The organism is Pseudomonas sp. C2B4, from assembly GCF_013359695.1.
Classification (GTDB): domain Bacteria; phylum Pseudomonadota; class Gammaproteobacteria; order Pseudomonadales; family Pseudomonadaceae; genus Aquipseudomonas.
Map to the genome: position 1 here is coordinate 24,457 of NZ_JABFMU010000017.1, position 19,667 is coordinate 44,123.

General features: G+C 62.7%; 15 protein-coding genes. 8 read left to right on the plus strand and 7 right to left on the minus strand.

The annotated features are described in order from the left end of the window. Window positions 1–171: 171 nt before the first annotated feature. Window positions 172–2,235: a PAS domain-containing sensor histidine kinase gene (locus HNQ83_RS13555; protein ID WP_175389428.1), complete on the minus strand. Its 2,064-nt coding sequence runs from the start codon at window positions 2,233–2,235 to the stop codon at window positions 172–174. A 281-nt stretch (window positions 2,236–2,516) separates the two neighbouring features. Continuing rightward, window positions 2,517–3,206, minus strand: coding sequence for a GntR family transcriptional regulator (locus tag HNQ83_RS13560; RefSeq protein WP_175389429.1), 690 nt, complete (start codon window positions 3,204–3,206; stop codon window positions 2,517–2,519). A gap of 140 nt (window positions 3,207–3,346) precedes the next feature. Between HNQ83_RS13560 and HNQ83_RS13565 the strand changes: the two genes are divergently transcribed. The 7 genes from HNQ83_RS13565 to HNQ83_RS13595 all read left to right on the plus strand — a co-directional run bounded on the left by HNQ83_RS13565 (window position 3,347) and on the right by HNQ83_RS13595 (window position 10,819). Beyond that, window positions 3,347–4,429 (plus strand): ABC transporter ATP-binding protein, encoded by a 1,083-nt coding sequence (locus HNQ83_RS13565; protein ID WP_175389430.1) that lies wholly within the window; start codon window positions 3,347–3,349, stop codon window positions 4,427–4,429. Between the two features lies 1 nt (window position 4,430). Beyond that, the gene (locus HNQ83_RS13570; RefSeq protein ID WP_110753305.1) at window positions 4,431–5,348 is read left to right on the plus strand and encodes an ABC transporter permease; all 918 of its coding nucleotides are present in this window, start codon (window positions 4,431–4,433) and stop codon (window positions 5,346–5,348) included. Then, entirely contained in the window at window positions 5,345–6,133 is a 789-nt protein-coding gene (locus tag HNQ83_RS13575; protein WP_175389431.1) for an ABC transporter permease, read from the plus strand. Before HNQ83_RS13570 ends, HNQ83_RS13575 begins: the two co-directional genes overlap by 4 nt. A gap of 17 nt (window positions 6,134–6,150) precedes the next feature. Beyond that, window positions 6,151–7,218, plus strand: a complete 1,068-nt coding sequence (locus HNQ83_RS13580; protein ID WP_175389432.1) for an extracellular solute-binding protein — start codon at window positions 6,151–6,153, stop codon at window positions 7,216–7,218. Window positions 7,219–7,463: 245 nt separating this feature from the next. Continuing rightward, window positions 7,464–8,660 carry an amidohydrolase family protein gene (locus HNQ83_RS13585; RefSeq protein ID WP_175389433.1) on the plus strand — a complete coding sequence of 399 codons (1,197 nt, stop codon included), beginning with the start codon at window positions 7,464–7,466 and terminating at the stop codon, window positions 8,658–8,660. After that, on the plus strand, window positions 8,657–10,144 hold the full coding sequence (locus tag HNQ83_RS13590) for a chlorohydrolase family protein (RefSeq protein ID WP_175389434.1): 1,488 nt from the start codon (window positions 8,657–8,659) through the stop codon (window positions 10,142–10,144). Before HNQ83_RS13585 ends, HNQ83_RS13590 begins: the two co-directional genes overlap by 4 nt. Window positions 10,145–10,156: 12 nt before the next feature. Beyond that, entirely contained in the window at window positions 10,157–10,819 is a 663-nt protein-coding gene (locus HNQ83_RS13595; RefSeq protein ID WP_175389435.1) for a flavin reductase family protein, read from the plus strand. Window positions 10,820–11,006: 187 nt separating this feature from the next. Here HNQ83_RS13595 and HNQ83_RS13600 read toward each other — a convergent pair whose 3' ends face one another. From HNQ83_RS13600 to HNQ83_RS13620, 5 genes are all read right to left on the minus strand, one after another. Next, the gene (locus HNQ83_RS13600; RefSeq protein WP_372241898.1) at window positions 11,007–14,105 is read right to left on the minus strand and encodes an error-prone DNA polymerase; all 3,099 of its coding nucleotides are present in this window, start codon (window positions 14,103–14,105) and stop codon (window positions 11,007–11,009) included. Continuing rightward, complete coding sequence (locus HNQ83_RS13605; RefSeq protein ID WP_175389437.1) at window positions 14,081–15,496, minus strand: DNA polymerase Y family protein; 1,416 nt, start codon at window positions 15,494–15,496, stop codon at window positions 14,081–14,083. Before HNQ83_RS13605 ends, HNQ83_RS13600 begins: the two co-directional genes overlap by 25 nt. Before the next feature lie 7 nt (window positions 15,497–15,503). Further along, window positions 15,504–16,121 carry a translesion DNA synthesis-associated protein ImuA gene (imuA, locus tag HNQ83_RS13610; protein ID WP_175389438.1) on the minus strand — a complete coding sequence of 206 codons (618 nt, stop codon included), beginning with the start codon at window positions 16,119–16,121 and terminating at the stop codon, window positions 15,504–15,506. Next, complete coding sequence (lexA, locus tag HNQ83_RS13615; RefSeq protein ID WP_175389439.1) at window positions 16,121–16,738, minus strand: transcriptional repressor LexA; 618 nt, start codon at window positions 16,736–16,738, stop codon at window positions 16,121–16,123. The genes imuA and lexA overlap by 1 nt, the downstream gene beginning before the upstream one ends. Before the next feature lie 139 nt (window positions 16,739–16,877). After that, window positions 16,878–17,813, minus strand: coding sequence for a LysR family transcriptional regulator (locus HNQ83_RS13620; RefSeq protein WP_175389440.1), 936 nt, complete (start codon window positions 17,811–17,813; stop codon window positions 16,878–16,880). Window positions 17,814–17,916: 103 nt separating this feature from the next. On the opposite strand from HNQ83_RS13620, the gene HNQ83_RS13625 reads away from it, so the two are divergent. Next, a complete protein-coding gene (locus tag HNQ83_RS13625) occupies window positions 17,917–19,659 on the plus strand; it encodes an amidohydrolase (protein ID WP_175389441.1) in 1,743 nt (580 codons plus the stop codon). Window positions 19,660–19,667 lie beyond the last annotated feature (8 nt).

Sequence of the window (19,667 nt, forward strand, 5' to 3'; positions counted from 1 at the left end):
GGAGCGAGCCTGTGTGGCGAGGGGATTTATCCCCGTTGGGCTGCGAAGCGGCCCCAAAACCTAAAACCACGGTGTATCAGGTGCTCCGCATACAATGGTTTTACGACTGCTTCGCACTCGAACGGGGATAAATCCCCTCGCCACACAGGCTCGCTCCCACAGTGATTTTGCTTAGCCGTTGAGGACGCTGCGGATCATTTGCGTCAACGCTTGCGGGCTATAGGGTTTGCTCAGCAAATGCGTATCCGGGCTGAGCTGGTGATTGCGCGAGATAATGTCACGGGTGTGGCCCGAGGTGAACAGCACCGCCAGGGGCGGCTCCTGCACTTTCGCCCATGCCGCGAGGTCCGAACTCTTGATCAGGCCGGGCATGACCACATCGGTGAAAATCAGGTCCACCGCCACGCCTTCCAGCAACATCTGCATGGCAATGTCGGCGTTGGCGGCCGTCAACACCTGGTAGCCCTCTTCGCGCAGCAACTCCACGGTGGAGGTGCGCACCGCTTCATTGTCCTCGACCACCAGAATCCGTTCGTGCCCGCCCCGTTGCGGCACGTCAAGGACCGTTGTTTCACTGGCCGCCGATCGCAAGCTGCGGGGGAAATACAGCTGCGCCCGCGTGCCCTCCCCAACGACGCTGGACATCTCGACATGCCCGCCGCTCTGTTTGACGAAACCGAACACCATGCTCAAACCCAACCCGGTGCCCTGACCATCGGGCTTGGTGGTGAAAAACGGTTCGAACGCTTGGGCCAGCACCTGCGGCGGCATCCCGGCACCGGTGTCGGCCACGGTCACACACACGTAATCGCCAGCGACGATGCCCTTGCCGGCGCAGAACGCCTGATCGAGGGTGATGTTCTGCGCGCTCAGGTCGATGGTGCCCTCGCCCTTCATCGCGTCACGGGCATTGATCGCCAGATTCAGGAGGGTGTTTTCCAGTTGATTGCGATCGACAAACACCGGCCAGGGATCAGCGGCGGCGGACATCTGGATCTGGATGGTTTCCCCGAGCGCACGCTGCAACAGTTCGCCCAGGCCGTCGAAAATCTGCTGCGGGGTGTAAATGGCCGGGGACAGCGGCTGCCGACGGGCGAAGGCGAGCAACTGCGAGGACAGTTTGGCCCCGCGCTCAACTGCGGCAATCGACGCCGCCACCCGCCGTTGTACGTTGGCGTTTTGCGCTTCATGCCGGGCCAGCAAATGCAGGTTGCCGGCGATCACTTGCAACAGATTGTTGAAGTCATGGGCCACGCCACCGGTCAGGCCACCGATGGCTTCAAGCTTCTGCGACTGGCGCAGTTGCTCTTCCGCCGCCAGCCGTGCTTCCACTTCATCGGCTACCCGTTGCTCCAGATTGCGGGTGAACCTGAGCAACGATTCTTCGGCGGTCTTGCGTTCATGGATATCGATCAACACCCCCGGAAACCGAAACGGCTCACCCTGCTCATCAAACTCGCAACAACCGCTGGCGAGCACCCACAGGTAACTGCCATCAGGGCGCAATACCCGGTACTCGGCGTTGTACGGCGCAGCGGTCTCCATGGACTGTTTGACTTGTTCCTGAACCCAGCTGCGGTCATCGGGATGGATGTGCGCGACGGCGATGTCCTGGGGCAGATTGTCCAGGGGCTGGCCGGGGGGATAGGACAGCGTGCGGGCAAAGCGCTCGTCGCCGCTCAGCACATTGGCCTTGATGTCCCAGACGAACGAACCGAGCAAAGCCCCGGCATTGAGTGCCAGGCGCACCCGTTCGTTGTCGGCGCGATAGGCGTTTTCGGCGGCCTGGCGCAGCCGTTCGGATATTACGAATTCGGTGGTTTCGACCACCATCGCCATGACCCCGGCCGGGTAGCCGTCATCGTTGGCGACCGGGCTGTAATACAGGTCCAGCCAGACGTCTTCCGGCACCCCGTCGCGCAACAGCACCAGCACTTTATTGCGATAGGACAAGGTGCCGCCCGCCAGGCAGGTATCGACCACATGCCGGTTGAAATCGGCGACTTCCGGCCAGCCCAGTTCCACCGGCGATCCCAATAGATAGGGATGGCGCCCGCCGGCGAATTTCGAATAGGCATCGTTATAGATCATGTAGCCAGGTCGGCCCCAGAGCATCACCATTGGCAACGGTGACGCCAGCATCAGTTGCACCGCGCTGCTCAAGCTCCTGGGCCAGGTATCGATGGAGCCAAGCTCGGTACGGCTCCAGTCGAACGCGCGAATACGCTCGGCCATTTCGCCGTTCCACCCGGCACACCCGTGGCTATCGTCTAAAAACTGCATTGGCTGGCTCTGAATCCGGTGATTTGCACCCGTTTGTTTCGAGCATGGCGGATGCCAATGGTTTCATAGAGGTATAGCTGATTTCAGTGACATCTATGGCAACTAAAGCCTCCTGTGGGAGCGAGCCTGCTCGCGAAGAGGCCGTGTCAGTCACCCTCCATGTTGAATGTTCTGGCCCTTTCGCGAGCAGGCTCGCTCCCACAGTTTGATTTCCATCGGCCTGGAAGTCGGGGCTAGACCTCAATCAAATGCTTGAGCGGGTTGTAGCTGGTTTTCAGCGTGGCAGCGACGTCGAGGATCGCTTTTTCGATGCCATTGAGGTGCATGCAGGTCAGCTCGATTGCGGCGCTCTGGTTGCCCGCCTCGATGTATTCGATCAGGCGTAAATGCTCATCGTCGCGGCAGGCTTCATGGCTGTCGTCATCCAGGGCCGCGGCGTACAGCGAAGCGCGGGAAATCAGCTTCTGGAACCAGTCGAGCAACACCGGGTTGTTCAGGCTCCGGGCGAGCTTGATGTGGAACTCACCGAGCAAATGAATCAGCCGCTCGTGGTCGCCGCTTTGGTGCGCTTCGTCCTCCAGCAACAGGTGATCGCGCAGATCCTGGGTCACGGCGGTATCGCGCCGACGGCACAGCTCGCTGACGATGCCGATCTCGATCAGGCGCCGGGTTTCGAACAGCGAGCGGATCTCTTCGTCGCTGGGTAGCGATACCGACGCACCTTTATTGGGCTCGGTGGTGACCAGGCCGTCAGCCTCCAATTGCTTGAGCGCGGCACGAACCGACGTGCGGCTGACGTTGAAAAGTTCAGCCAGCGAAGCCTCGCCGAGCTTCATGCCCGGGCGCAGGGAGCGCTTGCTGATCGCCTCGTAAACCCCTTGGTAGACGCGGTCTACCGTGGTTTCCAGTTTTTTTTCCGCCATTCGAAGACTCCTTCAGCGCTGTGCAACCGGCCCCAGGCGAATGAACAGCCTTGAAAAAGGGGGTTGCACGAGCAGGTTAATCCGGGTATTTCTAAATTGCATCCAGATTTTGCATACAATAATTAGAGGAATGCACCATTATGGGTCATCCAGTTGCAATTGAAGTGCGAAACGTCTCAAAACGCTATTCAGACGATCCAGGCCTGGCACCCGCCCTGGACAACGTCTCGGTCGACATAGCCGACAACGAGTTCTTCACCCTGCTCGGCCCCTCCGGCTGTGGCAAAACCACCCTGCTGCGCACCATCGCCGGCTTCGAGCATGTCAGCGAGGGTGAAATCCGCCTCGCGGGCGAGCCGGTCAACGACCTGCCGCCGTTCAAGCGCCGGGTCAACACAGTGTTCCAGAGTTACGCACTGTTTCCGCACATGAGTGTTGCGCAGAATATCGCCTTCGGGCTCGAGATGCAGGGTCTTGATCGCAAGCTGATCCCGCAGCGGGTCGATGAAATGCTGGCGCTGGTGCAAATGCAGCACCTGGCCCGGCGCAAACCCGCCGAGCTGTCCGGCGGCCAGCAGCAACGGGTGGCTCTGGCCCGGGCCCTGGCGCCGAAACCGAAAGTGCTGTTGCTGGACGAACCGCTGTCGGCGCTGGACCTCAAGTTGCGCAAGGAAATGCAGGTCGAACTCAAGCGCGTGCAGAAGGAAGCCGGGATCACCTTCATTTTCGTCACCCACGACCAGGAAGAAGCCCTGACCCTGTCCGATCGCATTGCGGTGATGTCCGCCGGCAAGATCCTGCAGATCGGCACACCCAACGACATCTACGAACGGCCGCAGCATCAGTTCGTCGCGCAGTTCATCGGCGACATCAACTTCCTGCCGGGCCACCTCAAGCGCGGCCAGCATAACGAACACCTGTTCGTGCCCAATGGCATGCCGGTGGAGATCCCCTGCCCGCCCCAGGGCATCGACGGCAAGGTGCAACTGGCCTTCCGCCCGGAACGTTCGCAACTGGTGGACCCGGCGCAACCCCACCACCTGCGCGGCGTGATCGAAGCCGTGCTGTACGTCGGCACCGCGACCCTGTACCAGTGCCGCCTGAACAACGACATCAAGGTCATGCTGCGGGAAAACAACGAAGGCCTGAATCGCAGCCGTGGCGTCGGTGATCGCGTGGCGGTCAACCTGCCGCCCCACGCCTGTCTGCTGATGGAGGCTTGAGATGAGCGTCAGCAGCACTTCTCCCGCCCTTAACCGTGCGCTGTTGCTCAGCCCGGTGGTTCTGACCCTGCTGGCCCTGATCGCCATTCCGCTGGGCATCATGGGCTACATCAGCCTGTTGCCGCGCAACGTCTACGGTGGCGTCGACTGGCAGGCCGACTGGCAATTGCAAAGTTACGTGCAGCTGTTTTTCCAGGAAGGTTTCGACGGTGAGCTTGAACTCAATTGGGTCTACGCCCAGGCGCTGCTGCGCTCGGTGTTCCAGGCCGGCGGCACCACGGTGTTGTGCTTCCTGTTCGGCTTTCCGGTGGCGCTGTGGATGTCGAGCCTGACACCGCGCCGGCGCAACCTGATGGTCTTGCTGATCACCATCCCGTTCTGGACCAACCTGCTGATCCGCAACTACGCCTGGCTGATCATCCTGCGCGAACAGGGCTGGGTCGCCCAGAGCCTCAACGCGCTGTTCCCCAGTGCCGGTGGCATCACCCTGCTCTACAACGACTTTGCGGTCAGCGTCGGGCTGGTCTACAGCTTCCTGCCGTTCATGATCCTGCCGATTTACTCGACCCTGGAAAAACTCGACTGGCGCCTGGTGGAGGCAGCCTACGACCTGGGCGCCAATCGCTGGCACGCATTGCGGCGGATCATTTTGCCGCTGTCGATGCCGGGGGTGATTGCCGGTTCCCTGCTGGTGTTCGTGCCGAGCCTCGGCGCCTTCATCACCCCGGCGATTCTCGGCGGTGGCAAGACGCTGATGATCGGCAACCTGATCCAGCAACAGTTCGGCACCGCGCGCAACTGGCCGCTGGGCAGTTCGCTGTCGTTCCTGCTGCTGGGGATTCTGCTGCTGTCCCTGGTGCTCTACGCCCTCTATAGCCGCAGCGCCGCCAAAACCCTTCGTCGGGGAGCCACCGCATGATCGCCCTGCACCTGAAAAAACTGCCGATGACCCGGGAAGTCAGCCTGCTGATCCTGGCCTACCTGTACCTGCCGATCTTCGTGCTGATCGCCTACAGCTTCAACGCCAACCGCTCGGCGACGGTGTGGACCGAGTTCTCCCTGGACTGGTACGGGCGCATTCTGGCCAACCCGTCGATCCAGACCGCCGCGCTGAACTCGATCATCGTCGCCGGCATCGCCACGGTCTGTGCCACGGCCATTGCCCTGCTCGCGGCACTGGCGACTTACCGGCCGTTCTACGGACAGAAGATGGTTGAAGGCGGGATCAACCTGCCGCTGATCCTGCCGGAGATCGTCACGGCCGTGGCCACCCTGCTGCTGTTCATGGCGCTGGGGATCAAGCTGGGATTGCTGACAGTGATCGTCGCGCACATCGGCTTCTGCATTCCCTTCGCCTACCTGCCGATCCGCGCGCGGCTCAATGACCTGGACAAGAGCCTGCTGGAAGCGGCAAACGACCTGTACGCCAACCCGTGGCAGGTGTTCCGCCGGGTGACGCTGCCGCTGTTGTGGCCGGCGGTTCTGTCCGGTTCGGTGCTGGCGTTCGTGGTCAGCCTCGACGATTTCATCATGACCTTCTTCGTTGCCGGCCCCGGTTCCACGACCCTGCCGGTGTACATCTTCTCGGCGATCAAGGCCGGCGTGACGCCAGAGATCAACGCGATCTCGACCCTGATGCTGGTGATTTCCATCGTGCTGGTGGTGCTGGCCTTCTGGCTGGGACAGCGCGGCAAACAACAATGAGCCCGGAGACTTCCTTAATGAGCAAGAAAGTGAAAAGCATGCGTTTTGCCGTTGCCAGTCTGGCCTTGAGTTGCTTCACCGCACTCACCGCCTTCAGCGCCCAGGCCGCCGAGCCCAAGGAACTGTTCTTCTACAACTGGACCGATTACTACCCGGTCGACCTGCTGGCCAAGTTCGAAAAGGAGACCGGCATCAAAGTCACCATGGACGGCTACGACAGCAACGAAACCCTCCTGGCCAAGTTGCAGGCCGGTGGCGCGGCCTATGACGTGATCGTGCCGTCGCAGTCGATCATGCGCACCCTGATCAACCAGAACCTGCTGCTGGAAATCGACACGCCGACCCTGCCCAACTTCCAGTACGTCAAACCGGCGTTCCGCGACCCGAGCTTCGACCCTGGCCGCAAGTTCTCGGCGCCGTACCTGTGGGGAACCACCGGGTTCTCCTATGACAGCGCACGGGTGCCTGGCGGCAAGCTGGATGACTCGTGGAAAGAGTTCTTCGAACCGCGCAAGGAACTGCAAGGCCAATTGGCCGCGCTCGATACGTCGAGCAGCGTGATCAACGCCGCCAGCCATTACCTGAATGTCGATGAGTGCACGGAAAACCCGCAGGACGCCAAGCGCATTCTCGAACTGCTGCAAAAACAGAAACCCTTCCTGAAGATGTACAGCTCGGACAACACCGTCGACCGCATGGCCTCCGGTGAAGTGATCATGATGCAGAACTGGAACGGTTCTACAGCGCGGGCCACTTTGCAGAAGAGCAGCATCAAATACGTGTATCCGAAAGAAGGCCTGGCGATGTTCCAGGACAACTTTGCCGTCCCGAAAAGCGCGCCGCACCCGGGTAACGCCAAGATCTTCATCGACTGGATGATGAAACCGGAAAACGCCGCCGCCGTGTCCAACGCCATCGCCTATGCCAACGGCATTCAGAGCGACAAGCTGATCGACGCCAAATGGCGAGTGATGGACGCCATCAACATGCCCGACGAATTCGCCTCGCGCCTGCGCCCTGAAAAGGAATGCAGCAACAAGGCGCGGGAACTGCAGGACCGGATCTGGGCGAAGCTCAAGGGCTGATTGCCTGGCTTGAAACCGAGGCGCGGTCTTCGCGAGCAGGCTCGCTCCCACAGTGATTTTGTGTTGATCACAAATATTGGGAACAACTCATAAACCTATGGGAGCGGGCTTGCCCGCGATGAGGCCCTTCCACACAACACAGGGTTTTGTGTTGATCACAAATATTGGGAACAACTCATAAACCTGTGGGAGCGAGCCTGCTCGCGAAGAGGCCCTCCCACACAACACAGAATTTGAGGTATGCAATGACCCACCCCCGCTGGCTACGCAACGTGCGCCCCTACGGCGCCCCCGCCGGAGACCTGCTGATCGAAAACGGCCGCTTCACCCAGCGCCGCCCGGCCTCGACCAGCGAGCTGCTCGCCACCGACATCGACGGCCAGAACCAATTGCTCACCGCAGCCTTGGTCGAAAGCCACGTCCATCTGGACAAAACCCTCTGGGGCCAACCCTGGCGCCCGAACAGCGCCGGCCCGACCCTCAAGGACTACATCGCCAACGAGCGTCGTGTACTGCGAGAAGTTGAAACCCCCATTGCACAACGCGCCGGCGCCCTGCTGGAAAACTGCATCGCCCGTGGCTCGCTGACCATGCGTTGCCACGTCGACATCGACCCGGAATTCGGCCTGCGTCACGTCGAAGCCATGCAGCAACTGCGTGAAAAATACCGCGACCTGATCGACCTGCAACTGGTGGTCTTCCCGCAAACCGGGCTGATCAGTCGCCCCGGCACCGCCGAGCTGATGCGTGAAGCCATGGCACTGGGCGTGGAGAACGTCGGCGGCCTCGACCCCTGCGGCATCGACAACGACCCCATCGCGCAACTGGACTTCGTATTCAACCTGGCCAGCGAATTCGAGCGTGGCGTCGACATCCACCTGCACGACAAGGGCGAACTGGGCCTGTGGCAGATCAGACTGATCGCCGATTACACCGAGCGCTTCGGGCTTCAGGGACGGGTAATGATCAGTCACGCCTATTGCCTGGGCATGCTGCCGTGGAGCCAGGTCAAACCGGTGGCCGAACGCCTGGCGGCGCTGGAGATTTCGTTGATGAGTTCTGCGCCGGCCGATTGTGCGGTGCCGCCGTTCCTCGCCCTGCGCGAAACCGGGGTAAATGTGTGCCTGGGTTCGGACGGCATTCGCGATGCCTGGTCGCCCATGGGCAACGGCGACATGCTGGAGCGGGCGATGTTGCTGGCGTTTCGTTTCGACTTGAACAAGGACGAGGAACTGGCAGCGGCGTTCGACGCGGCAACCGTCAACGGCGCCCGGGCGCTGGGCCGTGAAGGCTATAGCGTCGAGATTGGTCAGCCAGCGGACTTTTTGCTGATGCCGGTGCAGACCCTGGGTGAAGCCGTGGTGTCGCGGCCGCTGCGTCATGTTTATCGCGGGGGGCAGTTGATCGCTTCGGGTGGCCGATTGCTGGACAGTCGCCTGTGAATCGTATTGGCCTGAAAGCGAGCTGCGTGGTCGGCTTCGACGGCACCCGACATGTGCTCTGGCGCAACGGCGAAGTGGTCTTCGAGGGCTCGCGCATTGTCTTCGTCGGGCGCGATTATCCGGGGCCGGTGGATCAGTGGATCGATTATGGCAACGCGCTGATCGGCCCCGGTTTCATTGACCTGGATGCGTTGGGCGACCTCGACTCCACGGTATTGACCTTGGACAACGGCGACGAACGCGACATGGGGCGCATGTGGTCCGCCGAGTATCTGGCGCGGGGGCCCCGGGAGAGTTACAGCCCGGAAGAAGAAGTCTTCAAATACCGCTACGCCTTCACTCAGTTGATCCGCAACGGCATTACCACGGCCATGCCGATCACTTCGATGTACTACCGCGAGTGGGCGGAAACCTGTGACGAGTTTGCCGCCGTGGCTGGCGTCGCGGCCGAGCTGGGGCTGCGCACCTACCTGGGCCCCTGCTACATGAGCGGCATGAGTTACTGGCAGGCGGACGGCACGCTGGCCCATCACTGGGATGAAGCCCGTGGCATGGCCGGACTCGACGCGGCTGAACGGTTTTTTCGGGATGTCGACGGTGCGAATGGCGGCCTGATTCGCGGTGCGCTGCTGCCGGACCGTATCCAGACCTGCACCCCGGCGCTGTTGCAACGCACCGCCGCGCTGAGTCGCGAGTTGAACGCACCGATCCGTTTGCATTGCTGCCAAGGCTTAAGCGAAGTGGCGATGGTCGAACAATTGCGCGGTGCTTCACCGCTGGGCTGGTTGCAGCAACTCGACCTGCTGACCCCGCGCAGCCTGCTGCCCCACGGTATCTACACCCGTGGCGATGATGACCTGCAACGGGTGGTGGACGGCGGCGCCAGCCTGGTGCATTGCCCGGTGGTATTTGCCCGGGACGGCGAGGCGTTGAACTCCTTCGGCCGCTATCGGGCCAAGGGCATTAATTTTGCCTTGGGCACCGACACCTGGCCGGCGGATTTACTGGACAACATGCGCCAGGGTTTGAACATCGCCCGCCTGATGGAGGGTGGCAACACGCTGACCAGCACACTCGACCTTTACAACGCCGCCACCCTCGGCGGCGCCAAGGCGCTGGGGCGCGATGACCTTGGCCGACTGGCGCCGGGGTGCAAAGCCGACATCACCGTGTTCAACCTGCGCGGTATGCACCTGGGACCGCTGTTCGATCCTTTGAAGAACCTGGTGCTGGCCGGACGCGGCGACGACTGCATCGCGAGCTGGATCGACGGCCGCTGCGTGATGGCAGACGGTCAGGTCAAGGGTATCGACTACTCCGCCCTTCAACGCCAGGCCCAACGGCAATTCGAAAAACTGATGCGCAGCCACAGCGACCGGGCCTTTGGCCAACCGGACTGGAAAACCCTGTTCCAGCCGGCCATTCCGTTCGCCGACGACTACAGCGCACAGGCGCCACTGAGCGCCATTGATCCACTCCTTTAGAGAACACTGCCCATGCAAAGCTTCGATTTCAGCACCCTGAGTGCGCGGGACAAATACAAGATTCTGATCGGCAGCGTGGTGCCACGGCCGATTGCCCTGGTCACCACCGTCGACGGTGAAGGCCGCGTCAACGCCGCGCCGTTCAGCTTTTTCAACGCGCTCTCGGCCGATCCGCCGATCCTCGCGTTGGGCGTGGAAAACTACGGTGACCAGAGTCCCAAGGACACCACGCGCAACATCCAGCTCAACCAGGAATTCACCGTCAACATCGTCAGCGATGCCCTGGTGGAAGCCATGAACGTCTGCGCCGTGCCCTTCGCTCCCGGCTTCGACGAACTGACCGCCGCCGGCCTCACCGCCATCCCCGGCACCACGGTCAAATGCCCGCGCATCGGCGAAGCCCCGGTGGCGCTGGAGTGCCGGCGGATGATGGCGCTGAACATCGGTCAGTCGCGGGAGATCATCTTTGGCGAAGTGCTGATGGCCCATGTGCGCGATGAACTGATCGACCCGAAAACCCTGTACATCGATCAACTGGGGCTCGATGCGATTGGGCGGATGGGTGGCCATGGTTATGCGCGCACGCGGGATTACTTCGATTTGCCGACGCGGTCGCTCCAGGCCTGGACGGATGCGCCGGGAGGTGGAGAGCGGTTTTGGCCGGTGGCCAAGTAATCAGCCTTCACACATAACCTGTGGGAGCGGGCTTTGGTGGCGAGGGGATTTATCCCCGTTCGGCGGCGAAGCCGTCGTAAAACCAGTAAATTCGATTTGCCTGAATTGACTGAGTTACTGGATTTGGGGCTGCTTCGCAGCCCAACGGGGATAAATCCCCTCGCCACAAGAACCCTTTTGCCACAGATCAGTGAAAATCCCGGCTGCGCACAGTGATGCCGTCCAATAGCGGACTCAGATCACTCAATCGTCCGGCAATCAAATGTCGAACCTCACCTTCGCGCTCCCAGCGCCCGTCGACCTTGAGCAATTGCGAGCCGACCAGTACCTTGCGCTGCCGGTCGGCCAGGTCGCGCCAGACCACCACGTTGACGTTGCCGAACTCGTCTTCGAGGGTGACGAAGGTTACACCGCTGGCGGTGCCCGGCCGTTGTCGACCGGTCACCAGCCCGGCGACGCTGACTGGCCGCCCGTGCTCGACCTCCAGCAGCTCCCTGGAACTGCGGCAACGCCGGGCTTTCAATTCAGCGCGCAGCAAGGCCAGCGGATGGGGGCCGAGGGTGGTGCCCACGCAGGCGTAATCGGCGCGCAAGTCCTCGCCCACGGTGGGTTTGGGTAGCGTCACCTCGCTCTCTTCCGGACTGGGCAGGCCGGCAAACAATCCGAACTGTTTCTGCACCCCGGCCACTTCCCAGCGCGCCCGGTGGCGATGACCGGCCAATCCACGCAAAGCCCCGGAATCGGCCAGCAACGCCTGGGCACGGCCATCGAGCCCCGCCCGCTCGCCCAGGTCGGCGACATCGGCAAATGCACCGCGCGCGCGCGCCGCTTCAATGCGCCGGGCATCCTCCTCGCGAAAGCCCTTGACCATCCGCAGCCCCATGCGAATGGCCGGTTGTGCGCCGGCCATCGGTTCCAGGCTGCAATCCCAGTCGCTGGCGCGCACGTCCACCGGGCGGATCTGCAAATGATGACGGCGCGCGTCCTGCAGGATCTGGTCCGGGCTGTAGAAACCCATGGGCCAACTGTTGATCAGCGCACAGGCAAAGGCAGCCGGTTCGTGGCATTTCAGCCAGCAACTGGCGTAGGTCAGCAGGGCAAAACTGGCGGCATGGGACTCGGGAAAACCATAGCTGCCGAAGCCCTTGATCTGTTCGAAGATCTGCGCCGCAAACTCCGGGGTGTAGCCGTTCTTTTTCATCCCGGCGGCCAAGCGTTCCTTGTGCGGTTCGAGCCCGCCGTGGCGTTTCCAGGCAGCCATGGAGCGGCGCAGCTGATCGGCCTCGCCGGGGCTGTAGTCGGCGGCGACGATGGCGATCTGCATCACCTGTTCCTGGAACAGGGGCACGCCGAGGGTTCTTTTCAACACCACCTCGAGCTCTGGCGACGGATAGCTCTCAGGCTCTTCCTTGTTTCGTCGACGCAGGTAGGGATGCACCATCCCGCCCTGGATCGGCCCCGGTCGGACGATGGCCACCTCGATAACCAGATCGTAGAACTCTTTGGGGCGCAATCGCGGCAGCATCGACATCTGCGCTCTGGACTCGATCTGGAATACGCCAATGGTGTCGGCGCGACTGATCATGTCGTAGGTCGGCCGATCCTCGGGCGGGATCGTGGCCAGCGTCAGATTCAGGTTGCGGTGACGGCGCAGCAGGTCGAAACAGCGGCGTATCGCGCTGAGCATGCCAAGGGCGAGGATGTCCACCTTCAGCAATCCAACGGCGTCGAGGTCGTCCTTGTCCCACTGGATGATGGTGCGGTCGGCCATGGCGGCGTTTTCCACCGGCACCAGGGTGTCCAGTGGCTGCTCGGAAATCACGAAGCCACCGGGATGCTGCGACAGGTGTCGAGGGAACCCGATCAGTTGCCCGGTCAGGCTCAATACCCGTCGCAGCACCGGACTGTCCGGGTCGAACCCGCCTTCGCGCAGACGCTCCAGCGGCGGGGTTTCATCGCTCCAGTGGCCACAGCAGTCTGCCAGTGCGTTGATCTGGTCAGGAGGCAGACCCAGCGCCTTGGCCACATCGCGCACCGCACCGGCGGCGTGGTAGGTGCTGACAACCGCCGTCAAGGCGGCACGGCCCCGGCCATAACGACGGAATATGTATTGCAGGACTTCTTCACGGCGTTCGTGCTCGAAATCCACATCGATATCCGGCGGTTCGTTGCGCTCCTTCGACATGAAGCGCTCGAACAGCAGCGTGGTGCGATCCGGGTCGATTTCGGTGATTCCCAGGGCATAGCAGACCGCCGAGTTGGCAGCCGAACCACGCCCCTGACAGAGGATGCTTTGCTCACGGGCAAAGCGCACCACGTCGTGCACCGTCAGGAAGTAGCTTTCATAGCCGAGCTCGGCGATCAGCTTCAGCTCCTCGTCGATCTGCGTGAGCACCTTCGGCTGTGGCCCCTTCGGCCAGCGCCAGTGGATGCCCTCTTCGGTCAAGTGCCGCAGCCACGAACTGGCGCTGTGCCCCTGGGGCACCAGCTCCTTGGGATACTGATAACGCAACTGCCCAAGGTCGAACGTGCAACGCCGGGCAATGACCCGCGTTTCGTCGAGCAAGGCTGGCGGATAAAGCTCGCGCAGGACGTCGAGGCCGCGCAGGTGCCTTTCGCCGTTGGGGTGCAGGCGCAGCCCGGCATCGGCCACCGGCAGGTGATGACGGATCGCGGTCATGGTGTCCTGCAAGGCACGGCGCCCACGGGCGTGCATGTGCACATCGCCGCTGGCCACGGCGGGCATTCGCAGCTCCCTGGCCAGGGCCAGCAGATCGTTCAGGCGCCGGGTGTCGTCCTGACTGCGATGCAACTGCACCGCCAGCCACAGGCGTTCGGCGAACACCTGCTTCAGCCAGCGGCCCTGCTCGAAGTCATCGACCGCGTCCGGCACCCACAACGCCAGAAGCCCCGGCAGGGGTTCGCTGAAATCCTCCCGCAGGATTTGATACTGGCCCTTCTGCGTGCGGCGACGGGCCTGGGTGATCAGGCGACACAGGGTCTGGTAGCCCTCGAGGTTTTCCACCAGCAGCACCACTTTCGGGCCGTTTTCGATACGGACCTCGCTGCCGATGATCAGCGGCAGCTCCACCGACTTCGCCGCTTGCCAGGCCCGGACAATGCCGGCCAGGGTGCATTCATCGGTGATCGCCAGCGCCTGATAACCCTGTTTTTTGGCCCGTTGAAACAGTTCAAGGGCACTGGAGGCACCGCGCTGGAAACTGAAGTTCGACAGGCAGTGCAATTCGGCGTATCCCGCGTTCATGCAAACCAGCCCTGCAACCACAACGGGCCGTCTTCGCCAACCGCACGCCAGGCCCACCCCTGTTGGCCGGTACGGGTTTCGATCAGATAGTAATCGCGACGCACGTCATCGCCGTCCCACCACCCGGATTCGATGCGCTCCGGCCCCATGAGGATACGCGTCGAATGCTCATGCACCGCCAGCGGTTCGGTCAGCAGCCAGCCCGGTCGCTTGACGCCCGGCAATGGCGCACAGGGCTGACTGTCGGCGCGGGCCTGCCACGCACACTCGGGGCGGTGGTCGGCCTGAAAGCGCAAGCCATGCACGGCCTCATCCCCCAGCCGTGCGCGCAGGCGTTCGCGCAGTTGCTCCCAGGGCAAGGATTGCTGTGGACGGTCGTCGAACAGTTCCTGAAACTGGGGCACGAAGCTCGGCAAATCTTCGGCGCGCAGGCGAAACCCGCGCACCGGCGCCTCGACCTGTACCTGCTCCAGCCGCCCTCGGGCCAGCTCGAAAAGCATCGCCGGATCACGCTCGGCGCTGAGCAGGCCGACCTTGATCAGGGTGTCCGGCAGTCCGGCATGTTCCAGATGCAGATCGAAACGCTGTACACCGCTGTCCCGGCCACACAGGAACGCCGACAGATCGCCGGTCAACCGACGCAATGGAAACAGCAGGGCTTGATGGGATTGCACATCGAAATTGAGCTCGATGCGCACGTCAAAACGATCCGGTGGTAGATAGAAGGCCAGCGCCAGCCGTCGCAACCCGAGCAGCGTGTCCAGGTGCTTGAGCACCTGGGCTTCGAAACGTCGGGCCAGGCTCTGCCGGGGTAGCGCCTGCAGCTGGCTCAAGGTGCGCAGTCCCATGCGCGACAACGCCGTGGCGACGCTGGCCTCCAGCCCGATCCGGTCGATGGGCAATTGCCCGAGGTGATACTGCAAGGCTTGATCGTCGGGCACCACCAGACCGTCATAGGCATTGGCCAGCATCCGCGCCGCCACCGGGTTGGGCGCGGCCACGATACGGTGACGGAAACCCAACCCGGTCAGTTCCGCGCGTAATCGTGCCTCGAACTGCGCCCAGGAGCCGAACAGCCCGAGGCTGGACTCGATTTCAAACACCAGCGCACGCGGGTAATGCACGCTGACCTGAGCGCTGAAACCATAGGCCCAGGCCGCCAGGAACTGCTGCCAGCGTTCGATTTCGACGACGTCGTACTCGGCCGTGGCGAAGCCTTTGCTCAAGGCCTGGGCCGCGCTCATGGACTGGCCGGGGCGCAGGCCCAAAGCGCGTGCCGGACCGTTGACCGCCTGCAAGACCCGGCGCTGGGCCGGGCCGGTCAGCAGCGCCAGCGGCTCATCGGGGTCGGTGCGCTGACGCAGTACCGCGTCCAGCGCCAATTGCGGGAACAAAATGCAGACCCAGCGCATGGCAACCTCAATGCCCCACAGTGAAGGCAATCGGCGCCGAACGGGCCAGCCCGCCCCGGCACTTGAGCACGCGCAATTGCGCAGGCCTGGCATCGATGGCGATGCGCAGGGCCGCGGGTGACGGGTTGAGCGCTTCATGGATCGAGCGGTAGGCGAAGGCCAGGGTCGAGCCGGTTTCCGCCGCCACCTGCAAACGCCGCAACGCCCGGTCATCGGCCTTGTGCGGCCAGCACAGCACGGCGCCGCAACTGCCCGAACGCAGGCATTGCTCCGCCGCCCACAGGGCGTCGCGCTCGCTGGCCTGGATGATCGACAACTGGCGCAGATCGACCCCGGCGTTCTGCCAGGCCTGGGGGTACGGCAAGAACGGCGGCGCCACCAACACAATGCGCTCGCCCGCCGCCGACAACCGCGCCAGCGCCGGCCACACCAGCTGCAACTCGCCCACGCCCTGCCCGGCCAGGAGAATTTCGCTCAGCGCCGCTTCCGGCCAGCCCCCCGTGGGCAGCGCCGCATCCAGCGCGGCATGCCCGGTGGGTTGCGGGCTGGCAGTCGGCGGCGCAGGCCGGCCCTTCCAGACCTGGCCGCCATTGAACAGCGTATCCAGCGCAACGACGGCACCCATCAGCCTTGCCTCACCAGGCCGCAGAACACCCCTTCGATGGCCAGGTCCCGGTCGGCTTCGACGATGATCGGCTGATAGGCCGGGTTGCGCGGCAACAGGCGCACGGTGTCGCCTGAGCGTTCGAAACGCTTGATGGTCACTTCACCGTCGAGACGCGCGACGACGATCTGGCCGTTGAGCGCCTCGGGGCTGCGGTGCACGCCCACCAGATCGCCATCGAGAATGCCGTCCTCGATCATCGAGTCGCCGCGAACCCGCAGCATGTAGTCCGGCGTTCTGGAGAACATCGCCGGGTCGAGCAGCAAGCGGCTGTGGACCTCGGCATCGGCCCCGATCGGCGCACCTGCCGCTACCCGACCGAGGACGGGAATATCCAGCAGTTCGGGGCGCGCCGGCTGGCCGAGCAATCGAATGCCCCGGGCCTGATGCGGGTTGACCTCGATGAAACCGGCTTCGGTCAGCGCCAGCACATGCTTGCGCGCCACGCTGCGGGAGGCAAAACCGAAGGCCTCGCTGATTTCAGCGAGGCTCGGGGACTGGCCGTGCTCCGCGATTCGCTCGCGGATGAAGGTCAGGATGGCGGTACGGCGGGGAGTGAGAGTCGTCATGGAGTACATTTGTACTCTTTTGCGATTTTTCTTACAAGAACTTGTGGACGACCTGTAGGAGCGAGCCTGCTCGCGATGGGCTACCAGACGACGCGTTTTTTCAGGCAACCCGCGTTATCGTTGACGTCCATCGCGAGCAGGCTCGCTCCTACAGGGGTAAGCAATCATCAATTAATCCGCGTGAAGCCAGAAACCCTGCGATGTAATCGATAAACGCCAACACCTTGGCCGTGGCCCGCCGATGGCTGGGGTACACCGCCAGAATGTGCGGACCGAAGGTGTCCGGGTCGATGTCGTAGTCGGCCATCACCCGTACCAGTCGTCCGTCGGCCAGATACGGCGCGGCACTCCACAATGGCGTGTGCAGCAGCCCGCGTCCGGCCAGGGCGTTGGCCAGCAACAGATCGTAATTGTCGCTGCGCAAACGTGGCGACCGGGGCTGCGGCAGGCTCAAGCGCTGGCCGTCGCGCTCGGCCCACCAGAACTCGCGGCTGAGCAACGGATGGCGATACAGCAACCATTCGTGCTCATCGAGGGTCTGCGGGGTGACCGGCAGCCCTTTACGCGCCAGATACTCGGGGCTGCCGCACAGCGCCAGGCGATTGCTGCCGACGACACGAGCGATCAGTCCCGGCAAATTGTCATGGCCTTCGCGCAAGGCCAGGTCGTAGCCGCTTTCCAGCAGATTGACGAAGTCGTCGCACAGATCCACTTGCAGGTTGATCTGCGGGTATAGCTCAAGAAAGCCGCCACACACCTGATCGAGAAAAGCCTGCCCGTAGGCCAGTGGCGCAGTGATTTTCAGGCTGCCGCGCAGACCGTGCTGCAATTGCTCGATTTCCTCGCCGGCCTCGTCCAGTCGCTGCAGCACCTGGCGTGCGGTTTCCAGATAGAGCCTTCCTGATTCCGTCAGCGCAATCCGCCGGGTGCTGCGCTCGAACAGGCGCGCGCCGAGTTCCGCCTCCAGGTGATTGACCGCTTTGGTCAGGGCCGACGGGGTCTTGCCCAATTGCTCGGCGGCGCGACTGAAACTGCCCAGTTGCGCCGTGACCACGAACATTTTCAGTGCACCCAACTTGTCCATATTTTTTCCATTCAGGCAAAAACGTTTTTCGCGAGCGAGGCGTTCTGCGGCCCGCGACAAGCCACTACTCTGGCCATCAGACGCAATAACAAGGAAACATTCAATGAAAAGATTCATCCCGAATCTATTGATGGCCGCCATAAGTTTTGCCTCGTTGGAAGCCATGGCAGCCACGGATCTGGTGTTGTTCAACGGCAAGATTTTCACCGCTGACCGTAGTCAGCCCAAGGTTCAGGCCTTGGCGATACAGGACGGTAAAGTGCTGCAAGTCGGTAGCGATGCGCAGATCAAGGCCTTGATCGAGGCGGACACCCGCGTCATCGACCTGGGCGGCAAGACCTTGATGCCCGGCCTGGTCGACAGCCACTCCCACGCCATTTTCGGTGGACTGGAAATGGTCTCGGCCAACATGGAAGACGAGGTGGTCGACCTCGACGAACTGGAAAAACGCCTGCGCGCCTGGCGTGACGACGGCAAGGCCCGGCACGGCGATGTGTTGAGCGTGGCCGGCATGAGCTCGGCCTACTGGGCGCAGTCAGAAGCCTTGGGCAAAAAGTTTAACAGCAGCGAGTGGGCCAGCGTGCCCGTCGTCTTTACTGGCAGCGACCACCACACGGCCTGGGCCAACGACGTGATGCTCAAGCGCGCCGGTGTCGATGCCGCGCTGATCAAATCGTTGCCGGCGGCTGAAGACGGCACCATTGGCAAGCTGAAGGACGGCAGGCCCAATGGCTTTCTGGTCGACGCCGGCTGGGACCGGGTCGCCTCGAAAATGCCGGCACCGAGTGCCGCCGACATGCTCAAGGCCGCGCAAACCGCCGTGCGTTACAACAACAGCCTTGGCATCACCGCGTGGATGGACCCCGCCGCCAATGCCGCCCCCGGTGAACCGGTGTTCGCCCTCAAGCCCACGGAAAAAACCGTCGGCGTGTTGCCCGTGTACAAGGCGCTCTCCGAAAACGGCGGCATGACCGCCCACGTCGCCGCGCTGCTGGTGGCCAACCCGAAAAGTGTGCCGGCCGATCTCGATACGCTCGACAAAGTCCGACAGCAGTTTCAGGGCGTCCCCAACCTGACCCTGCCGGGCGTCAAGATCTTCGCCGATGGCGTGATCGAATACCCGGCGCAGAGCGCTGCGATGATCGACCCTTACAGCAACTCGCACAAACAGGGCGAACTGTTGATCGATCCGAAGCACTTCGGAGAGCTGGTCAGCGCCATCGATCAAAGGGGCTGGCTGGTGCACATTCATGCCATCGGTGATCGTGCCGTGCGCGAGTCCCTGAACGGCATCGAACAGGCGCGCAAGGATCGTCAGAGCGGCGTGACCCACTCCATCACCCACCTGCAAATGGTCAACCCGAAGGAATTCGCCCGCTTCAAACCGCTCGACGTGATCGCCTCGATGCAACTGCTCTGGGCCAGCGCCGACGACTACACCACGGACATGATCAAGCCTTACGTGAGCGCCCTGGCGTTCCGCTACCAGTACCCGGCGCACTCGCTGCTCAAACAGGGCGCCACCCTCGCCGGGGCCAGCGACTGGCCGGTGTCTTCACCCAACCCGTGGAACGCCATGGCCCAGGCGATCACCCGTGACGGTCCGCTGGGCGTGCTCAACGCCGACGAACGCCTGGACCGCGAAACCATGTTCTACGCCTACACCCTCAACGCCGCCCGCACCATCGGCCTGGACCAACAAATCGGTTCGCTGAGCGCTGGCAAACAGGCCGACTTCATCGTGCTCGACCGCGATGTGTTCAGCGTCGACAACAAAGCCCTGCACGACACCCAGGTGCTGCAGACCTGGTTCGCCGGTCGCCAGGTTTACGCACCAACCCTCTAGCAGCACTG

Bases quoted from the DNA above. Each gene is read 5' to 3' on its own strand.
- HNQ83_RS13565 (WP_175389430.1), top strand. From the start codon at position 3,347: ATGGGTCATCCAGTTGCAATTGAAGTGCGAAACGTCTCAAAACGCTAT.
- HNQ83_RS13580 (WP_175389432.1), top strand. From the start codon at position 6,151: ATGAGCAAGAAAGTGAAAAGCATGCGTTTTGCCGTTGCCAGTCTGGCC.
- HNQ83_RS13620 (WP_175389440.1), bottom strand. From the start codon at position 17,813: ATGGACAAGTTGGGTGCACTGAAAATGTTCGTGGTCACGGCGCAACTG.
- HNQ83_RS13595 (WP_175389435.1), top strand. From the start codon at position 10,157: ATGCAAAGCTTCGATTTCAGCACCCTGAGTGCGCGGGACAAATACAAG.
- HNQ83_RS13605 (WP_175389437.1), bottom strand. From the start codon at position 15,496: ATGCGCTGGGTCTGCATTTTGTTCCCGCAATTGGCGCTGGACGCGGTA.
- HNQ83_RS13575 (WP_175389431.1), top strand. From the start codon at position 5,345: ATGATCGCCCTGCACCTGAAAAAACTGCCGATGACCCGGGAAGTCAGC.
- lexA (WP_175389439.1), bottom strand. From the start codon at position 16,738: ATGTACTCCATGACGACTCTCACTCCCCGCCGTACCGCCATCCTGACC.
- HNQ83_RS13570 (WP_110753305.1), top strand. From the start codon at position 4,431: ATGAGCGTCAGCAGCACTTCTCCCGCCCTTAACCGTGCGCTGTTGCTC.
- HNQ83_RS13560 (WP_175389429.1), bottom strand. From the start codon at position 3,206: ATGGCGGAAAAAAAACTGGAAACCACGGTAGACCGCGTCTACCAAGGG.
- HNQ83_RS13585 (WP_175389433.1), top strand. From the start codon at position 7,464: ATGACCCACCCCCGCTGGCTACGCAACGTGCGCCCCTACGGCGCCCCC.
- imuA (WP_175389438.1), bottom strand. From the start codon at position 16,121: ATGGGTGCCGTCGTTGCGCTGGATACGCTGTTCAATGGCGGCCAGGTC.
- HNQ83_RS13555 (WP_175389428.1), bottom strand. From the start codon at position 2,235: ATGGCCGAGCGTATTCGCGCGTTCGACTGGAGCCGTACCGAGCTTGGC.
- HNQ83_RS13625 (WP_175389441.1), top strand. From the start codon at position 17,917: ATGAAAAGATTCATCCCGAATCTATTGATGGCCGCCATAAGTTTTGCC.